Annotated in this window: 15 protein-coding genes and 1 pseudogene; 8 read left to right on the forward strand and 8 right to left on the reverse strand. The window is 71.8% G+C overall.

Translation table 11 applies throughout. The features are described 5' to 3' along the window. Position 1: 1 nt before the first annotated feature. Positions 2 to 640: a DUF6318 family protein gene (locus tag ET495_RS14510; protein ID WP_162616501.1), complete on the reverse strand. Its 639-nt coding sequence runs from the start codon at positions 638 to 640 to the stop codon at positions 2 to 4. 430 nt (positions 641 to 1,070) lie between these two features. Here ET495_RS14510 and ET495_RS14520 point away from each other — a divergent pair, with 430 nt between their 5' ends. Continuing rightward, positions 1,071 to 1,355, forward strand: a complete 285-nt coding sequence (locus ET495_RS14520; protein ID WP_129205379.1) for a Fe-S cluster assembly protein HesB — start codon at positions 1,071 to 1,073, stop codon at positions 1,353 to 1,355. A 179-nt stretch (positions 1,356 to 1,534) separates the two neighbouring features. Here ET495_RS14520 and ET495_RS14525 read toward each other — a convergent pair whose 3' ends face one another. Further along, complete coding sequence (locus ET495_RS14525; RefSeq protein WP_129205380.1) at positions 1,535 to 1,999, reverse strand: hypothetical protein; 465 nt, start codon at positions 1,997 to 1,999, stop codon at positions 1,535 to 1,537. Between the two features lie 211 nt (positions 2,000 to 2,210). Here ET495_RS14525 and ET495_RS14530 point away from each other — a divergent pair, with 211 nt between their 5' ends. The 3 genes from ET495_RS14530 to ET495_RS14540 all read left to right on the forward strand — a co-directional run bounded on the left by ET495_RS14530 (position 2,211) and on the right by ET495_RS14540 (position 7,951). Then, positions 2,211 to 2,564 (forward strand): helix-turn-helix transcriptional regulator, encoded by a 354-nt coding sequence (locus tag ET495_RS14530; protein ID WP_129205381.1) that lies wholly within the window; start codon positions 2,211 to 2,213, stop codon positions 2,562 to 2,564. A 23-nt stretch (positions 2,565 to 2,587) separates the two neighbouring features. Next, the gene (locus ET495_RS14535; RefSeq protein ID WP_129205382.1) at positions 2,588 to 6,310 is read left to right on the forward strand and encodes a vWA domain-containing protein; all 3,723 of its coding nucleotides are present in this window, start codon (positions 2,588 to 2,590) and stop codon (positions 6,308 to 6,310) included. A gap of 219 nt (positions 6,311 to 6,529) precedes the next feature. Beyond that, on the forward strand, positions 6,530 to 7,951 hold the full coding sequence (locus ET495_RS14540; protein ID WP_129205383.1) for a DEAD/DEAH box helicase: 1,422 nt from the start codon (positions 6,530 to 6,532) through the stop codon (positions 7,949 to 7,951). Here ET495_RS14540 and ET495_RS14545 read toward each other — a convergent pair. Then, positions 7,941 to 8,684 carry a M50 family metallopeptidase gene (locus ET495_RS14545; RefSeq protein WP_129206063.1) on the reverse strand — a complete coding sequence of 248 codons (744 nt, stop codon included), beginning with the start codon at positions 8,682 to 8,684 and terminating at the stop codon, positions 7,941 to 7,943. The genes ET495_RS14540 and ET495_RS14545 overlap by 11 nt on opposite strands. Positions 8,685 to 8,722: 38 nt before the next feature. On the opposite strand from ET495_RS14545, the gene msrB reads away from it, so the two are divergent. Next, positions 8,723 to 9,133, forward strand: a complete 411-nt coding sequence (gene msrB / locus ET495_RS14550) for a peptide-methionine (R)-S-oxide reductase MsrB (RefSeq protein WP_129205384.1) — start codon at positions 8,723 to 8,725, stop codon at positions 9,131 to 9,133. On the opposite strand, the gene ET495_RS14555 is transcribed toward msrB, so the two are convergent. The 3 genes from ET495_RS14555 to ET495_RS14565 all read right to left on the reverse strand — a co-directional run bounded on the left by ET495_RS14555 (position 9,130) and on the right by ET495_RS14565 (position 11,946). Then, a complete protein-coding gene (locus ET495_RS14555) occupies positions 9,130 to 9,627 on the reverse strand; it encodes a MarR family winged helix-turn-helix transcriptional regulator (RefSeq protein ID WP_129205385.1) in 498 nt (165 codons plus the stop codon). The genes msrB and ET495_RS14555 overlap by 4 nt on opposite strands. Beyond that, positions 9,624 to 11,321, reverse strand: a complete 1,698-nt coding sequence (locus ET495_RS14560; protein WP_245993104.1) for an MDR family MFS transporter — start codon at positions 11,319 to 11,321, stop codon at positions 9,624 to 9,626. Before ET495_RS14560 ends, ET495_RS14555 begins: the two co-directional genes overlap by 4 nt. A gap of 85 nt (positions 11,322 to 11,406) precedes the next feature. Continuing rightward, positions 11,407 to 11,946, reverse strand: a complete 540-nt coding sequence (locus ET495_RS14565; RefSeq protein ID WP_245993105.1) for a MarR family winged helix-turn-helix transcriptional regulator — start codon at positions 11,944 to 11,946, stop codon at positions 11,407 to 11,409. Positions 11,947 to 12,048: 102 nt separating this feature from the next. Between ET495_RS14565 and ET495_RS14570 the strand changes: the two genes are divergently transcribed. The 3 genes and pseudogenes from ET495_RS14570 (at position 12,049) to ET495_RS14580 (ending at position 14,542) form a co-directional block, all read left to right on the forward strand. Further along, positions 12,049 to 12,678: a hypothetical protein gene (locus ET495_RS14570; RefSeq protein WP_129205386.1), complete on the forward strand. Its 630-nt coding sequence runs from the start codon at positions 12,049 to 12,051 to the stop codon at positions 12,676 to 12,678. Positions 12,679 to 12,920: 242 nt separating this feature from the next. Continuing rightward, on the forward strand, positions 12,921 to 13,541 hold the full coding sequence (locus tag ET495_RS14575) for a DUF47 domain-containing protein (RefSeq protein ID WP_129205387.1): 621 nt from the start codon (positions 12,921 to 12,923) through the stop codon (positions 13,539 to 13,541). Positions 13,542 to 13,544: 3 nt separating this feature from the next. Then, positions 13,545 to 14,542 (forward strand): annotated as a pseudogene (locus ET495_RS14580) (anion permease). Between the two features lie 12 nt (positions 14,543 to 14,554). On the opposite strand, the gene ET495_RS14585 reads toward ET495_RS14580, so the two are convergent. Both ET495_RS14585 and ET495_RS14590 read right to left on the reverse strand, forming a co-directional pair. Beyond that, complete coding sequence (locus tag ET495_RS14585; RefSeq protein WP_129205388.1) at positions 14,555 to 15,529, reverse strand: NUDIX hydrolase; 975 nt, start codon at positions 15,527 to 15,529, stop codon at positions 14,555 to 14,557. Next, complete coding sequence (locus tag ET495_RS14590; RefSeq protein ID WP_129205389.1) at positions 15,526 to 17,817, reverse strand: RNA degradosome polyphosphate kinase; 2,292 nt, start codon at positions 17,815 to 17,817, stop codon at positions 15,526 to 15,528. Before ET495_RS14590 ends, ET495_RS14585 begins: the two co-directional genes overlap by 4 nt. Positions 17,818 to 17,819 lie beyond the last annotated feature (2 nt).

The following is a 17,819-nucleotide window of genomic DNA, read 5'->3' on the forward strand; positions in this document are numbered from 1 at the left end:
GTCAGTCCTTGGGCTTGTCGGCAACACCGACGATCACCCATGCGTCGTCGCGGCGTGCGACCTCGACGCGGAACTGCGACCGGACAGCGCTTTGCTCCCACAGGACATCACCCGTGCTCGTCATGATTCGCGACGAGCCTTCTTCGGTCTGGACGTCGATAGGCCATATGCCCGTGGGTGCGTCCTGCTGGTAGGTATGGAGGATCGTCGCGGCTGTGTGCCCGCCGTCGAATGAGTCTCCGCGCTCGGCGATCTTTCTTGCCTGGTCCCGACGTTTGGCGCAGAACTCGCAGGACTGGTGCGACATCGCCTCCCACTCGGTGGTGTCCCCGGTCGCCTGCATGTACGAGTCGAGTTCCAGGAAGTACCTGGCCGCCGCTTCCGCGCCCGCAGGTCCGTCGTCGTCCATCGCGGCGGGTCGCGCGGGCTTGATCACCACCCGTGACGCCGTCGGGCTCGGGGTGGGTGCCGGGCTCGACGCGGCCGGGGCGGGGGACGCGGCAGACGTGTCGCCGTCGGGCGAGCAGGCCGTGAGGCTCAGCACCACGCCCACTGCGGCGAGGGACGCGGTGCGGGCAGCGCGAGTGCTGGCAGCGCGAGTGCGGGCAGCGCGGGTGCGGGCAAGGAAGGTGCGGGTCATGCGGGCGGTCCCCCTGTCGTGCGGTCCTGCGCGCGGGTCGTCCGGGTCCGCGCAGCCGACAAGATAACCGCATCGGCCGACCTGCCGGAAACGCCTGTGGACAACGTTTGCGGCATCGCACTCGGCATCGAGGACGCGGTGGGGTCGGGCGCGGGACGACGGTGGGCGGCTCTTCTGGTGCCGTGGCCGGGCGTGACGCAGGGTCACTGCGTCACTGCGTCACTGCGTCACTGCGTCACTGGGTCACTGGGTGACCGGCTTGGAGCGCCCGCCGCGAAAGGCGGGTCATCCTATGCAGCGCCTACCGGGCGCGTCACGTGAGATCTCGCGATACGGGAGGTCGAGCCCCAAGTGCGTCTCAGCGTTGCGCTTTCGTAACCATCTTTGGTTCTGTGGACGCGCCCGCAAGAACCGACGAGAGGAGCTCAGCGTGCTCACCGTGACAGACAACGCGCGAGCGGTAGTCGAGGACCTGGCTCAGCAGGCCGGCATCCCCAGTGAGGGTGGTCTGCGGATCGCCCAGTCCATCGGCCAGCCCGGCAACTTCGAGCTGGCACTCGTGCCGGCGCCGCAGGCCGACGACCAAGTGGTCGACGAGGCCGGTGCCACGCACGTGTTCGTCGAGAAGGAGGCCGCGCCCGCACTGGATGCGCTGAGTCTCGACACCGATCCGGAGGCCCAGGGTCCGGGGTTCGTCCTCACGCCTCAAGGCTGAGTCACCGAGCGTCGACGACGGCCGTCGCCCCGCCTGGGGCGGCGGCCGTCGTGTGTGCCGCCCACGGTGCCCGGTCGTGGCGACGCGGGACCGCTCGGCGGCACAAGGGTGCGCGCTGGATCCTGCCCGGGTGTGCGTGACGCCCCGAGCGCCGCGCGAGCCGGTGTGCGGGCCTTGGCTCAGGACGGGTCGTCGCGGTCGGTGCCCGCCGATTCCATGCCCGGGGAGCCCCGGGAGCCCGCAGGTGCGGGGTCCTGCGTGCGCCGTGCGCCGTGTGCCGGTGCGAAGCCGTTCGAGCGCAGGTCGTCGTCGATCAGCACCCGCAGCAGTTCTACGACCACCTTGCGGTGGCGGGGGGAGAGGTGGTCGACGTCGGGCGGGAGCTCTTCGGCGAACGGGGGCCCTGGCAAGGGCTCGCCTGCGGCGGCGAAAGCCTGGGACTCGGGGACGTTGGCCAGCCAGGCGACGGCACGGATGGTCGCCGGGGTCGGGCGGGACTTGTAGGTGCCCGCTGCGAGGGCGCTCAGCGTGGTGCCGACGATCCTGAACCCGTTCTCCTGAGCCCTGCGCGCGAGCTGGCGCATCGACGACGCCCCGGACCGGTCCTGCGCCTCGCGCGCGAGGTCCTGGAGTGTCTGGCTCATCGGCTCCATGACGTTCCCCCCCGTCTGGCAGCGGTCGGCGCGTGCCACGACGACCTTGACAACCAGCAGTTTCATCATCGCAGGTGGGAACGGACTTTGCGGGAAATTGTCTGACAACGAGCGGCAAATGCGGTATACGGCACTTGATAACGTTTCCGAACCGGCCGTTAGAACGGGCTCGTGCGAGCACGTCGGCCGCAAGGAGGACCGCATGTGGGTGAAGGACCCTGAGCTGATCCGGTGGACACGCCAGCAGCGCCGCTACACGCAGCGCGACCTGGCGTTTCTGGTCCGCCGTTCCCAGGCGGCGATCTACGCCGTCGAGGCCGGGAAGCTCCGGAGCATCGGGGACGACTTCGCCCTCGCGATCGCGCAGCGTCTCGACGTGCCGTGGGAACTGCTGTTCCAGGCCGACTCCGACGGCGAAACCGCGCCCGCGAGCCCCGTACGACGTGGAGCTCGACGGGCATCCTCCGCACCAGCCGCTGGCCCCGAAGCGGCTGTCTCCCCCAGCGCAGGCGACGACCCCGGGGTGGCGTCGCGACGAGAGGTGTTCGAACAGTGACTCACAGGCCCGCACGATCCCCCATGTCCCGGAGAGGAGGGGCGAGTACCGGTGCCGAACGCCGCACCCCGTGCAGTCCGGCGCGCCCGCGAGTGCTGCGGCTCGTCGCCGGCCTCGCCGCGGTGACCCTCGCCGTCGTCTCGGGCGGCCTCGTCGCGACGTCGGCAGCGGCCGACGAGCCAGACCTGACGACCCTGGTGACGGCAGCCGATCCGGGCAGCAACCTCAGCCACGGGCCGACGGAGCAGCCGACCGACCAGCCAGGCGACGAGCCCGGTGACGGTGGTGCCGAGGAGGTCAAGGAGCAGAGGCTCGACGATGCGGACGCGTCCGCGGACGCGTCCGGCCTCGCGGAGGAAGGACCGGCCGAGGCGGCGTCCACGACGCCCGACGCGGTCACTCCAAGTGATGCCGTCGAGCGCGCCGACGCCCGCGGTCCCCCGGCCCCGGGTGGCCAGCACGCGGTAACGCCTGCCGCAGACGCGGCTCACGCGACCGTCGTCGTACGGACCGGCGCGCCGGGCACCCGGCTGGGCCTCGCCACCGAGGCCAGCGAGGGCGTTCCCCTGACGTTCGACTGGGCCGAGGCGACCTCCGGGGCGAACGGCGAGGCCGTCTTCACCATCCCTGTCCGCTCCACCACGGGCGGCGCCATCACTGCCGACGGCGTCGCGAAGAACCAGCAGCTCTGGGTGCGCGCAGTCACGGCCCCTGCGGGCTACTCGCTGCCGACCACGCTCGGCGGAGGGCCGCTGACGGCATCGGCCAACGACCAGCACCGGCTGCTGCCCTACGCGTTCCAGACCCCCAAGCTCGTCGCCGGCGAGACCTCTCGGTCCGGCGTGACGTTCATGAGCCAGCCGAGTCAGACCGGCACCTCCGACGCGCGGTACTCGGCGTCGAGCGGCACCTGGGCGGTCGTCCGGGACAATCCGACGATGCCGCGCTCGTGCTCGGGCCTCGACGTGGCGCTCGTCCTCGACTTCTCCGCCTCTGTCACCGAAGCCCAGGTCGCACAGGTCAAGAGCGCGGCGAACGCCTACATCGACGCGCTCGGCGGGACGCCGTCGTCGATGCAGGTGTTCCCGTTCGGGACGAAGGCGCTGACGGCCTCCAGCAAGCACGCACTGACCACGCAGAGCAACGTCGACTACCTGAAGCGGTACGTCACGCAGTTCAGCCGCCCGAGCAACCAGTACACGAACTGGGACAGCGCCCTGAGTGCGATCCCGACGGGCGTCTTCGACGTCATCGTCGTCGTCACCGACGGCATGCCGACCGTGTACGGGAACGGGTCGACGGCGGGTGGCTCGGGCGTCACACGGTTTGTCGAGATGGAGGCCGCGATCGCCGCGGCCAACGAGCACAAGAGCGCGCGCACCCGTGACGTGCCCGAGGGGACGCACATCAGGGCGTTCGGCGTCGGGAACGGCATCAGCTCACCCGCCGCGCTGGCCAACCTCGAGGCGATCGCCTCCAAGGACGCCGTCACGCGGACTGGCGACTACGCGGCGGTCGCCGCGTCGCTGCGGGCGCAGGTGCTGGCCGACTGCACGCCGTCGGTCTCCGTGACCAAGCTCGTCGAGCCGTGGAACGGTGGCGTCGACGACCGCACGCCTGCCGCGGGGTGGGAGTTCACGGCGTCCGTCGACGGGATGGCGTTCGGCGAGGAGGCGCCCACGCAGACCACGCCCGACGGTGGCGGCGTCATGTGGCGATTCAAGGCCGACCAGCCCGGTGACCTCGCGAACGTGACGATCACCGAGGCGCAGCAACCCGGCTACCGGATCGTCCCGCAGGCGGGCCAGAACGCCGCGTGCGTCGTCAAGAACGCGTCGACCCCGGTCGAGGGCTCGCCCCTGCGCGTGACCGACGCCGACGACGGGTTCACGATCGCCGACCTCGCGGGCGGGGACATGGTGACGTGCACGGTCGTCAACAAGGAGCCCGCGCCACCGGTGATCGGCGGCCTCTTCGCACAGGGTCGCGCCCACGTCGACTACGACTGGGCGATCACCAAGGAGGTCACCAACGACCCCGACGGCGACCGCACCTGGGAGACGACACCGGGCGAGGACGTCTCGGTCGACTACCGGCTCACCGTCTCGGCGACGAAGGACGTGTCGCCGCTCGACGTCGAAGGCTGGGTGACGGTCACCAACCCGTCGTCGGCCGAGCAGACGCTGAGCCTGCCGTCCGTCACCGTCGGGGGCGTCGCCGCCACGGTCCACGTGCCGTCGGGCGAGGCGCCCGTGGTCGCGGGCGGCGGAGCGGTCACCCTCCGCTTCACGGCCGCGCTCGGCGCCGCGGACCTCGAGGAGTGGATGCTCGAGGGCGGTGAGGTTCCCGTCGTCGTGAGCGTGCCCCACCGGCCCGACACGACGAGCGGGCTCAACCTCGACGACGTCGTCCGCACCGTGCGGGACGCGACCGCCGTCGTCGGGGACGACTTCCCCGAGCTCGCGCGGGCGTACTCGCCCGCCGAGCGCACGCTCGACGCCGAGGCCGTCATCGCGGCGGGCGGAACGGTGTTCGTCTACACCGCCGAGCGCGGCGGCAGCGTCCCCGCGGACGCCAGCGCGACGTTCGTCAACACCGCGACCGTCACGCCGAGCGACACGCCTGGCGGCGACCCGCGCGAGGACGACGAGAACCAGGACGCGGGCGCGCTCACCGACGACGAGACCGTCACCGTACGGACCCCTCCGCAGTACGACCTGGCACTGCGACTGTGGGTCGCCGAGGTGTGGCGCGACGGCGTCATGGTGTTCGAACGCAACGCGGACCCGAGCGACGCGGGACCGGACTACGCGATCCCGCACGTCACGTTCGACCACACCGAGGTCGACATCCGCGTGGGTGACCTCGTGGTTCACGACATCCACCTGTTCAACCAGGGCGACCGCACGGCACGGGTCGAGGAGATCGTGAACTACCGCGCGCCCGGACTGGAGCTCGCCACCACCGAGTCGATGGACGGCGTCGAGGGTCACGACAACGCCGGCTGGGAGCTCGCCGGCGACGGCTTGCTCCACCTGCCGATGGGTGACGCCGGCCTGGTGCTTGCACCGGGCACCTCGTCCGAGGTCAGCCTGACCCTCCAGGTCGCGCTGGACGCACCGGAGGAGGACGAGTACGTCGACCGGTTCTCGTTCGCCGAGATCTCGCGCTTCAGCGGTTGGGTTCCGGCGAGCCGGCCGGCCGCCGCGGGTGCGGTCTTCGCCGCGCCGCTGATCGCGGCCCGCGGTCTGGACTGTGCGACCGCGCTGGCCGTGCCGCTCGCCGCGGAGGTCCACGACGGCGTTGCCGGTGCCTGGTCCGCCGACGTCCTCGACGCCGACTCCGTGCCCGACAGGCACAACGGCGGGATCGACCCCGACGAGCAGACGCTGGTCTACCACTCGTGGGAGGACAACGAGATCGACGAACGCAACACGACCATGCTCTGGGACGACGAGAGCACCGACCACGACAACGACGAGGACGACCACGACGGGTCCATCATCCGCGTGGCCCGGACGGTCGCCACGGTCCCCGAGGGGTCCGGTGCACCAGGGCCCGGGACGAACGCGCCGGCTCCCGGTGAGAACACTGCCCCGGCGGAGCCCCAGGGGAGCCTCGTCAGCGCGCCGGTCACGCTCCCGGTGACGGGCGCGACGGTCGCGGCCACCGCGGCGGTGGCGGTTCTGCTGGCCGCCGTGGGTGTCCTTCTGGTCGTTTCGCGCAGGGCGCGTCCGCGCGTCTGACGGCGACCGCCTCGCGATCCCGGCACACCCTCGACGGGCGGTGTGCCGGGATCGCGGCGTCTCGTCCCGTGGACCGGGCGGTCGGTGCCGGCGCACGAAGATGAGACACTGGACCAGGCGCCCGCATCTACCGGCGCCGACGTCGTGGAGATCGCCCCCCAGGGGAGCGCGCGCGGCGACCCACGACCGGCGCCTCGCGCCGTGCCCACGAAAGGCACCATGAACTTCTCTTCCTTCGGCCTGCCCATGCCCGTTGTCGACTCCCTCGCGGAGCGCGGGATCACCGAGCCGTTCCCGATCCAGTCGGCCTCGCTGCCCGACTCCCTGTCCGGCAAGGACGTGCTCGGCCGCGGCCGTACCGGCTCGGGCAAGACCATCGCGTTCGCCCTGCCCGTCGTCACCCGCCTCGCCGGCGGCCGCCGCGCCCCGCGCCGCCCGCGTGCGCTGATCCTCGCCCCGACGCGTGAGCTCGCGCTGCAGATCGATGCGACGACGGCGCCGCTCGCCGCGACCCTCGGCCTGCGCACCACGACGGTGTTCGGCGGCGTCGCGCAGTCACGCCAGGTCGCCGCGCTCGACGCGGGTGTCGACATCCTCGTCGCGTGCCCCGGCCGCCTCGAGGACCTGCTCAACCAGAAGCTGCTCACGCTCGACGCGATCGAGATCACGGTGCTCGACGAGGCCGATCACATGGCCGATCTCGGGTTCCTGCCCGGCGTCAAGCGCATCCTGGACCGCACGCCGCAGCGCACGCAGCGCCTGCTGTTCTCGGCGACGCTCGACAACGGCGTCGACGTGCTGGTCAAGCGGTACCTGCACCAGCCCGTCACGCACTCGGTCGACGACGCCGCCGCGCCGCCGCCCCAGATGACCCACCACGTGCTGGCCGTCGCGGACGCGGCCGCCAAGCGCGACGTCGTCCAGCAGCTCGCCGCGGGAACCGGGCGCCGGGTGCTGTTCACCCGCACCAAGCACCACGCCAAGAAGCTCGCCAAGCAGCTCACCGCGGCGGGCGTGCCCGCCGTCGACCTGCACGGCAACCTCGGCCAGGGCGCGCGTGAGCGCAACCTCGCGGCGTTCACCTCGGGTGCGGTGCGCGTGCTGGTGGCGACCGACATCGCGGCGCGCGGCATCCACGTCGACGACGTCGAGCTCGTGGTCCACGTGGACCCGCCGGCCGAGCACAAGGCGTACCTGCACCGCTCGGGCCGCACGGCTCGTGCCGGGTCGGGTGGGGACGTCGTCACGATCATGCTTCCCGAGCAGCGTGGCGACGTGGCCGACCTGACGCGCAAGGCGAAGATCAGCGTGCGCCCGCGCCCCGTGGTTCCGGGCGACGCGACTGTCGCGGCTCTCGTCGGGACGGTGCTCGCGCCGGTCGCCCCGCGCCCGCAGGCCGCCCCGGCCCAGCAGACGCGCCAGGGCCAGGGCCGGACCCAGCAAGCCCGGACCCAGCAGGCCCGCCCGCAGCAGGCCCGGACCCAGCAGGCCCGCCCGCAGCAGACCCGGGCGCAGGCGACCCGGCCGCCGCAGTCCTCGGGTCAGCAGACCGAGGAGCAGCGGTCGCCGCAGTCGCGCTCGCGGTCGCGCCGTCGTCGTCGCCCGGGCGCGAGCCAGGGCCGCGGCGCCGTCACAGGCTGAGCGGACCCACGATCCACACGGCGCCCAGCACCAGGGCGCCCACGGTGACCACGAGGAACACGGCCACCCACACCAGGCCCGGCAGCCCGGTGAGCCGCGCGAGCTGGTCCGCATCGGACTGCCGTGCGGCTCGCCGGGCGCGCTGCGCCTGGAGCTCGAACACGGGCCGTACCGCGCCCAGCAGCAGAAACCACGTGACCACGTAGGCCACGGCGGCCTGTGCCGGCTCGTCGAGGAACCACGACACGAGCACGAGCCCGACGCCGGCCACGAGCACCGACCACAGCCCGAACAGGTTGCGGATCTTGAACAGCACGAGCGCCAGCATCACCACCAGCAGCCACAGCAGCCCGACGGCGTAGCCCGCGCGCAGCAGCCACGCCGCACCGAGCCCCACGAGGCCGGGGCCGACGTACCCCGCGAACGTCGTCGCGACCATGCCGAACCCGCGCGGGCGCCCCGCCGTGATCGTCAGGCCCGAGGTGTCGGAATGGAGCCGGATCGCGTCCAGGCGCCGCCCGGCGAGGGTGGCGACGAGGGCGTGAGCGCCCTCGTGCGCGATGGTGATGACATGCCGCGCCGTGCGCCACACCGGCCCCACGAGCACGACGGCGAGCGCGACGAGCCCCGCCGCGAGCACCACTTCCTGCGCGGGCGCCGGCACCGGTGACGTCGCCGCCTCCCAGATGCGCGCGAGCACGTCTTTCACTCCGCTCACGTTCACGGGAACCAGAATGCCCCCTTCGTTGTTCACGCCCTCGGAGGTGAGAAATGACAAAGCAGTACGAAGTGACCAAGACGAACGACCAGTGGAGGGCTGATCTCTCCCCGAGCGAGTACGCCGTCCTGCGCCAGGCGGGCACGGAGCGTCCCTGGACGGGGGCGCTGCTCGACGAGAAGCGGGTCGGCATCTACCGGTGCCGGGCCTGCAGCAACGAGCTGTTCCGTTCGGAGACCAAGTTCGACTCGCGCTGTGGCTGGCCGAGCTTCTACAGCCCGCTCGCCGGCGATCGTGTCGAGCTCATCGAGGACCGCAGCCTGGGCATGATCCGCACCGAGGTACGGTGCGCCCGCTGCGGCTCCCACCTGGGGCACGTCTTCGACGACGCGCCCCAGACTCCGACAGGTGACCGGTTCTGCATGAACTCGGTCAGCCTGACCTTCGAGGAGCAGGAGGGCTAGCGCGCCGAGGCAGGGTCGTCATGGGTGTCGCGCCAGCGCACCCAGTCCTCGGAGTAGCGGCGCAGCAGCGTCGCGAGGGTCGCGACGTCGTCCTGGTTCCACTCCGAGAGGGCCCGCCCGAGCGCGTCGATGCGCCCGTCACGCGCGGCGGCGAAGCGTGCTTCGCCGTCGCGCGTGAGCGTGATGAGCTGGCCGCGCGTGTCGTCAGGGTCGACCTCGCGCTGGATGAGGCCGAGGTCCGCGAGCCGCGAGAGCTGCCGCGACACGGTGGCCCTGCCGACACCGAAGTGTGCGGCGAGGTCGGACCCGCGCGTGCCGGGATGCATGTGGATGTGGGCGAGCAGCGGGTAGGCGCTCGCATCGAGCTCGGGGTGGACGACCAGGGCGATCTGCGCCGAGGACGACGCGGCCCGGCGCACCAGGATGCGCAGCTCGCGCTCGAGAGCGCTGAAGGGGTCGCTCGACGGGTCGGGCGCCGTGATGGCATGCGTCATGCGCCCATCATCGCCCCTGAACAGGCGGGACGGTAGGCGGCAGGCCGCAAACGGCGAGGCCGGGGCGCCCCGTGCTGGGGTGCCCCGGCCTCGCCGTCGGCGCCGATCGGATCAGCGGGACGCGGCTCCGGCGTCGTCCGCGCGCCCGGCGACGCTCGCGAGCACCGCCTCCTTGCCGGCGTCCGGGGCGGCGACGGTGGTCGCGGGTGCGGCGTCGGCCTTGTCCTGCTCCGCGAGCACCATCTCGATGCCGGAGCGCTTGCCCAGGGGACCTCCTTGATGAACAGCGTCGCGACGAGCGCGATCACGGCCATCGGCACGGCGATGAGGAAGATCTCGGAGATGCCGTCGGCGTAGGCGTTCTCGACGATCGTGCGGACCGGGCCCGGCAGGGTCGACATGTCGGGCACGGCCGAGGAGCTGCCGCCGAGCGCGTCGGCGGGGATGCCGAGGGTCGCGAGCCCGGTCAGCAGGTCGTTCTTGACCTGGCTGGCCAGCACGGCGCCCAGGGCCGAGACGCCGATGGCGCCGCCCAGCGACCGGAAGAACGCGACGGTCGCGGTGCCGGTGCCCATCTCGTGGACGGCCAGCGTGTTCTGCACCGCCAGCACCAGGTTCTGCATGAGCGCACCGACCGACAGGCCCAGGCCGAACAGGTAGATGCTGATGAGCACGAAGCTCGTGTGCGCGTCGATGGTGCTCATGCCCACCAGTGCGCCGATGAGGACGACGCCGCCGCCCACCATGATCGCCTTGTAGCGGCCGGTGCGGGAGATGATCTGGCCGAGCACGATGCCCGCGAGCATCGTGCCGACGACCATGGGGATGGTGAGCAGGCCGGACTGGGTCGGCGTCTTGCCGCGCGAGAGCTGCAGGTACTGCGACAGGAACACCGCGGTGCCGAACATCGCGACGCCCACGGCGATCGAGGCGACGACGGAGAGCACGAACGTGCGGTTGGCGAACAGGTGCATCGGGATGATCGGCTCGTCGACCTTGGTCTCGACGACGATGGCCGCGACGAGGCTCGCCACCGCTGCGGCGATCATGAGCGCCGTCTGCCACGATGCCCAGTCGAACTCGTTGCCCGCGAAGGTGACCCACAGGAGCAGCAGCGAGACGCCGATCGAGATGAGCGCGGCGCCCCAGTAGTCGACGCGGACGACCTTGCGCGGGCGTGCAGGCAGGTGCAGCGTCTTCTGCAGCACGATGATCGCGGCGACGGCGAACGGGATGCCGACGAAGAAGTTCCAGCGCCAGCCGAGCGCGGAGTCGGTGATGACGCCGCCGAGCAGCGGGCCGCCCACCTGCGACACCGCCATGACGCCGCCCATGATGCCCATGTACCGCCCGCGCTCACGCGGCGAGACGATGTCGGCGACGAGCACCGTGGCGAGCGCCATGAGGCCGCCGGCGCCCAGGCCCTGGACGGCACGGCACGCGATGAGCATGCCGATGTTCTGCGAGAACCCGGCGGCCGCGGCCGAGACGACGGTGATGACCAGGGCGATCTGGACGAGCGACTTGCGTCCGAACAGGTCGGCGAACTTGCCCCACAGGGGGGTGGAGACCGTCTGGGCGAGCAGCGTGGCGGTCACGACCCAGGTGTACGAGCTTTGCGAACCGCCCAGGTCCGCGACGATGCGTGGCATCGAGGAGGACGTGATGGTCGCCGCGAGGAGGGCGACGAACATGCCGAGGATGATCCCGAGAGAGCCTCGAGGACCTCCCGGTGGGTCATCGCCGCCGGCGTGGCCGTCGCGGTGGTGGTGGATGACATCAGTGAGTGCCTTCTTCGTCAGTGGCGGTGAGGGGAGGTTCGAGGGCGGCGTCGAGCGGGGCGTCGTGCGCGCTGGTGATCGCCTGGGCGACGCGGCGCACCTGGTGCGAGGCCTGGGCGATCTCCGCGGGCGACCAGAGGGTGAACGCCCCCCCGAGCATCTCGGCGAACTGCACCGCGAGCTGCTCGGTGAGCGCCTCGCCCTGCTCGGTGAGCTCGAGCACGCGGACCCGCCGGTCGGCGGCGTCCACGGTGCGGCGCACGTACCCGGCGTCGACGAGCTGGCTGACCTGCCGGCTGGCGACCGACACGTCCACGCGGAGCTTGGCGGCGACGTCGGTGAGCTGGACGGGGCCGCATGTCGAGAGCAGGCGGACGACGCCGAGGCCGGCGCGTGGCCAGTCGAGTCGGCGTGCCAGGTGCAGCCCGGCCTCGCGCTGGGCGCGCGCCAGCTCCTCGAGCGCGGAGAAGAGGTCCTCGGCGGGGGGCTGGGAGCGGTGCTGCGGGGCGGCCGAGGTGGCCGCTGCGTGTGCGATCACGAACACTCCTTAGTTGCTGAGCGCAACAATAACCCCAAGTGCTTGCAGCAAGCAACTATGGGGGGAACCCGGACGGAGCGCCTGGCGGGCACACTGGACGACATGAGCGAGCCCCGCTTCCGCCGCCCTGCCCGTCTCGACCCGCGTGACGCCGAGAGCCTCGCGGACCCGAGCGATCCCGCTCTGCGCGACGAGGTGGCGCACACCACAGCTCGCGCCGTCGTGAGCAGGGCGCGCGCCTCGGAGGACCCCGTAGTCGTCGAGCGGCTCGTGAGACTCGTCGAGACCGAAGGGCTCGACGCCGTCGCCGCCCTGTGGTCCGACGCCGCGCCCGTCACGCTCCCCGGGGCGCTGTGGCGCCTGTACTCGTTGCGGGAATGGGTGCTGCGCGACCCGCAGACGGTGGGACTGCGCTACCGCCTCGGAGCCGGTGCCGCGCCCGTGCACGAGGCGGTCGCAGGCGTTCCCCGCCCGCCGGAGCCGGCGGACCTGCGGGCGCTCGCCGACGCCGTGCTCTCGGGCGTCTTCGCGGGCGACCTCGCCGTCGCGCTCGAACGCGCCGCCGCGTTCTGCCGCATCCTCGCCACGGGTGCCGCCTTCGACGCCGACGCCCGCGAGGCCGCAGACCCCGGCGGCGCCGACCGCATGACCCGCGGGGCGTCGGGACTGCTGCGCACGGCCGAGGAGCTGGAGCAGGCTGCCGGGTACTGGCGTGCCGGCATGCTCGACTAGAATGCAGGGGCGACGTCGGGCCGAGGTTGCCCCGGGCTCCATCTTCAGCCGCTACGAGCGGCCACGCGCCGAGAGGCGCTTCCCGGTCCGGCGTCGCGCTCCTCGTGACAGCGGCCGAGGAACTGTCTCGCTCGGACGACGGTCGGCGCCAGCGCGTCGTGGAGCGTGCCCCTGGAGCGCGGGGCATTTACCCTGTGTTCGCCCCCGCTTCACCTTCGACTTCCTCCGACTGGAGAGCTGACGTGCGCTTGCGTCTGACCCCGCGCGACACCACCTACTTCGATCTCTTCACCACGCTCGCCGGGCATGTCGTCACCGGGGTGGGGCTGCTCGCCGAGCTGCTCGGCGCGGACAAGGCCGGGCGCAAGGAGATCGCTGCACGGTTCGTCCAGGTCGAGCACGAGGCCGACGCGGTCGCCCACGAGATCACGATGCGTCTCAACCAGACGTTCGTGACCCCGTTCGACCGCGACGACATCTACGGCCTCGCCAACGCGCTCGACGACATCATCGACGCGATGGAGGAGGCCTGCGACCTCATCGTCCTGTACAAGGTCGAGGAGCTGCCGCGCCGCGTCCCCGAGGTCGTGCAGGTGCTGCAACGGTGCGCCGAGCTCACGCACGACGCCATGCCGCGACTGCGGACCATGGAGGAGCTGCGCGAGTACTGGACCGAGATCCACCTGCTGGAGCACCAGGCCGACCGGCTGCACCGCAAGCTGCTGGCCCACCTCTTCGAGGAGACGACGGACGCGATCACGCTGATCAAGCTCAAGGAGATCGTCGACGTGCTCGAGGACGCGTGCGACGGCTTCGAGCGCGTCGCGACGCTCGTCGAGACGATCGCGCTCAAGGAGTCCTGACGCGTGGAGGCAGCACTCGTCGTCCTCGTGGTGGCGCTCGCACTCGGCTTCGACTACACCAACGGCTTCCACGATGCCGCGAACGCCATCGCGACCTCGGTCTCGACGCGTGCGCTGACGCCGCGTCTCGCCCTGATGATGGCCGCGGTCATGAACTTCGCGGGGGCGCTCCTCGGGACCGCCGTCGCGGAGACGATCGCGAAGTCGATCGTCGCGCTCGACCACGCCTCGACCACCGTGGAGCTGCGGGTGGTGCTGTGCGCGCTCGTGGGGGCGATCGTGTGGAACCTCATCACGTGGTGGTTCGGGCTGCCGTCGTCGTCGACGCACTCGCTCATCGGCGGGCTCGTGGGGGCGGGGCTCGCGGGGGTCTGCCGATCTTCTGGCGTGCGATCCTCGACAAGGTCGTGCTGCCCATGGTCGTCTCGCCCCTGGTGGGCTTCGTGCTCGCGTTCGCGGTGATGATCGGGCTGCTGTGGCTGTTCCGTAATGCGGCCCCGGCCCGCGCGCATCGCCGGTTCCGTATCGCGCAGACGGCGTCGGCGGCGGCCATGGCCCTCGGCCACGGCCTGCAGGACGCGCAGAAGACGATGGGCGTCATCTACCTCGCGCTCATCTCGGTCGGCTGGGCCGATCCCGCGGACGGCATCCCGCTGTGGGTCAAGCTCGCTGCCGCGGCCGCGATCTCGCTCGGCACCTATTCGGGCGGGTGGCGCATCATGCGGACGCTCGGGCGCCGCATCATCGAGCTCGATCCGGCGCGTGGCTTCGTGGCCGAGTCGGTGTCCGCGACGGTGCTCTATCTCAACGCGTTCGTGCTGCATGCGCCTGTCTCGACGACGCACACCATCACGTCGGCGATCATGGGCGTCGGCGCGACGCGCCGTCTCTCGGCCGTGCGCTGGGGGGTGGCGAAGAACATCGCGATCGCGTGGGTGCTCACCATTCCGGCCGCGGCGGCCGTCGCGGCGTTCGCCACCTTGCTGGTGACGATGTGGTGACCGCGTCGCCGCTCAGCTCAGCGGAGGCGTGACCCGTTCGACGGCGACGACGCGCGGGCCCTTGGGCGTGTGCGTCACGTGGGCGACCAGGAGCTCGCCTGGCTCGAGGAACGGGTCCTGCGGCGGGAGCTGGTCGGCCACGCTGCGGCGCGAGTGCTGGCCCAGCACGTCGAGCACGGTCGGCAGGACGGGCCGGTGCGTGCACAGCACCGAGGATCGCGGGGTCTCCAGGAGCTGGCGGACGGTGCGCGCGACGCGGGCCGGTGACTGCTCGTGCTGCGTCTCGGTCAGGTGCTCGCTGTACCAGGGCCGCAGCTCGGCGGCCTTGACGTACGGTGCCACGGTCGCGGCGCATCGTTCCCAGCGGGAGCTGACGACGCGGCTGACCCCGTAGGAGGCGAGCACCGGGACGAGGGCCGCGGCGTGCGCGTACCCGATGGGCGTCAGCGGCCGGCCCAGCTCCTCGCCGTGCCAGGCCGCGCGGGGCAGGGCGCGGCCGTGCCGCGCGATGACGACGGCGTGCGTCGCGAGCCGGCCCTGCTCGAACTCTTCGACGAGTGCGGCGAGCGGCTTGCGGTCGGCGCGGCGCGTCAGGCGGGCGACCGCGTCGGTGGCGTCGAGCCAGCAGACCTTGTCGATCTCCTCGGGTGACGCCGGCGGCACGGTCTGCCGGGCGGCGAGGGCGTGCCGGTGGCGTTCCGGCCGGGCGCGGTGCGCAGCCCAGTACGAGACGGTCTTCCACCGGCCGTCGGGCATCCGGTAGCGCAGGCCGGGCAGCGGCATGCCGAGCACGACGGGCTTCGACGTCTCCTCGGCCACCTCGCGGACGGCGGCCACCTGGTGGGACTCGCCGGGCTCGAGCTTGCCCTTGGGCCACGACCAGTCGTCGTAGCGCGGGCGGTGGACGAGCTGCACCTGGAGCTTCTCGTCACGTACACGCCAGACGAGGCCCCCCGCCGTCTGGACCGCTGGGACGCGTGCCGTCACCGGCTCTGGTCCCTGCGCCGGCGATGACGGCGCACGAGCACGGCCTGCAGGTCGGCGAGCTGCTTGCCCTCGGCGTCCTTGTGGTGCCGGGTCCAGGCGCCGTCGGGGCCGAGGTGCCACGAGGACGTCTGGTCGGAGGCCGAGACCTCGAGCAGGTCGAGCAGCTCGGCGACGTGACCTTCGTCGGTGATGCGCACGAGCGCCTCGACTCGACGGTCGAGGTTGCGGTGCATGAGGTCGGCCGAGCCGATGAAGACCTCCGGCCCGGTCTCGGGACCCTCGCCGATCGCCGGCCCTGCCGCGTTGGCGAACGCGAAGATGCGCGAGTGCTCCAGGAACCGGCCCAGGATCGAGTGGACGCGGATGTTCTCGCTCAGGCCCGGCACGCCGGGGCGCAGCGCGCAGATGCCACGCACCACGAGGTCGACCTGGACACCGGCCTGCGACGCGCGATACAGCGCGTCGATCGTCGCCTCGTCGACCGCGGAGTTGACCTTGATCTTGACCCACGCCTCGTGGCCGGCGCGCGCTGCCGCGGCCTCACGTTCGATGCGTTCGATGAGTCCCGAGCGGACGGTGCGCGGCGCGACGAGCAGGCGGTGGAACCGCGACTGCGGCGCGTACCCCGAGAGCTGGTTGAACAGCCGGGTCAGGTCCTGGCCGACGTCCGGGTCGCACGTCAGCAGGCCGTGGTCGGTGTACAGGCGGGCGGTCTTGGGGTGGTAGTTGCCCGTGCCGACGTGGCAGTAGCGTCGCAGCCCGTCCGCTTCCTGCCGCACCACCAGCGAGAGCTTGGCGTGGGTCTTGAGGCCCACGATGCCGTAGACGACGTGGACGCCCGCCTCTTCGAGCTTGCGGGCCCACGAGATGTTGGCCTGCTCGTCGAACCGCGCCTTGATCTCGACCAGCGCGAGCACCTGCTTGCCGGCGTCGGCGGCGTCGATGAGCGCGTCGACGATGGGCGAGTCGCCGCTCGTGCGGTAGAGCGTCTGCTTGATCGCGAGAACCCTCGGGTCGGCTGCCGCCTGCTCGAGGAACGTCTGCACCGACGTCGAGAACGAGTCGTAGGGGTGGTGCAGCAGCACGTCCCGGCGCTTGATCGCCTCGAAGACGTTGGTCGGCGTGGCCGACTCGACCTCGGCGAGCTGGCGGTGCGTCGTCGGGACGAACGACGGGTAGTGCAGGGCCTGCCGCTCCACGTCGGCGATGACGTTGAGGCCCGTCAGGTCGAGCGGTGCCGGCAGCAGGTAGACCTCCTCGGGCGAGACGCCGAGCTCGCGCACCAGCAGGTCCCGGATGCGGGGGCTGATGCCCTCGGCCAGCTCGAGGCGCACCGGCGGGCCGAACCGGCGCCGCAGCAGCTCCTTCTCCATGGCCTTGAGAAGGTTCTCGGCGTCGTCCTCCTCGACCTCGAGGTCCTCGTTGCGCGTCACGCGGAACGTGTGCGACTCGACGACCTCCATGCCGGGGAACAGGTGGTCGAGGTGGCGGGCGATGACCTCCTCGAGCGGCACGAACGACGTCGGCCGCTGTGCTGCGCCTCCCGACGACGGGTCGCTCGGGCGTCCCCGCTCGTCCACCGCGATGAACCGCGGCAGCAGCGGCGGCACCTTGACGCGCGCGAAGTGCTCCTTGCCCGTCAGCGGGTTGAGCACCACCACGGCCAGGTTGAGCGACAGCCCCGAGATGTACGGGAACGGGTGCGCGGGGTCGACCGCCAGCGGCGTGAGCACCGGGAAGATCTGCTTGCGGAAGAACTTGTGCAGGCGGTCCTGCTCGCGCGTCTCCAGGTCGTCCCAGTGGACGATCGTGATGCCCTCGGCCATGAGGGCGGGCTGCACGTCCTGTGCGAACACCTTGGCGTGCCGGGACATGAGCCGGTGCGCGTGCCGGCTGATCCCGGCGAGGACCTCGTGCGGCGACGACCCCGACGCCGCCGTCACCGCGATGCCGATCGCGATGCGCCGCTTGAGGCCCGCGACCCGCACCATGAAGAACTCGTCGAGGTTCGAGGCGAAGATCGCCAGGAACCGCAGCCGCTCCAGCAGCGGCAGGTCCGCGTCCTCCGCGAGCTCCAGCACACGCTCGTTGAACGCCAGCCAGCTCAGCTCGCGGTCGGCGAACCTGTCCTCGGGCAGGGGCGGGAGCGCGTCCTGGGCGGCGTCGCCGCCGTCGTCGGCGCTCGAGTCCTCCGCGATGTGTTCGGCGATGTGCGCCGCGAGCTCGGGGTCGATGGTACGGGCGAAGCGCCCGCGGTCGTCACGGACCCGGATCTCTGGCGTGCTCATGC

Origin of the sequence: Xylanimonas allomyrinae (assembly GCF_004135345.1) — a bacterium.
Lineage (GTDB): Bacteria > Actinomycetota > Actinomycetes > Actinomycetales > Cellulomonadaceae > Xylanimonas > Xylanimonas allomyrinae.

Bases quoted from the DNA above. Each gene is read 5' to 3' on its own strand.
- ET495_RS14555 (WP_129205385.1), bottom strand. From the start codon at position 9,627: ATGACGCATGCCATCACGGCGCCCGACCCGTCGAGCGACCCCTTCAGC.
- ET495_RS14590 (WP_129205389.1), bottom strand. From the start codon at position 17,817: ATGAGCACGCCAGAGATCCGGGTCCGTGACGACCGCGGGCGCTTCGCC.
- ET495_RS14525 (WP_129205380.1), bottom strand. From the start codon at position 1,999: ATGAGCCAGACACTCCAGGACCTCGCGCGCGAGGCGCAGGACCGGTCC.
- ET495_RS14535 (WP_129205382.1), top strand. From the start codon at position 2,588: ATGTCCCGGAGAGGAGGGGCGAGTACCGGTGCCGAACGCCGCACCCCG.
- ET495_RS14570 (WP_129205386.1), top strand. From the start codon at position 12,049: ATGAGCGAGCCCCGCTTCCGCCGCCCTGCCCGTCTCGACCCGCGTGAC.
- ET495_RS14560 (WP_245993104.1), bottom strand. From the start codon at position 11,321: ATGTTCGTCGCCCTCCTCGCGGCGACCATCACGTCCTCCTCGATGCCA.
- ET495_RS14510 (WP_162616501.1), bottom strand. From the start codon at position 640: ATGACCCGCACCTTCCTTGCCCGCACCCGCGCTGCCCGCACTCGCGCT.
- ET495_RS14530 (WP_129205381.1), top strand. From the start codon at position 2,211: ATGTGGGTGAAGGACCCTGAGCTGATCCGGTGGACACGCCAGCAGCGC.
- ET495_RS14540 (WP_129205383.1), top strand. From the start codon at position 6,530: ATGAACTTCTCTTCCTTCGGCCTGCCCATGCCCGTTGTCGACTCCCTC.
- msrB (WP_129205384.1), top strand. From the start codon at position 8,723: ATGACAAAGCAGTACGAAGTGACCAAGACGAACGACCAGTGGAGGGCT.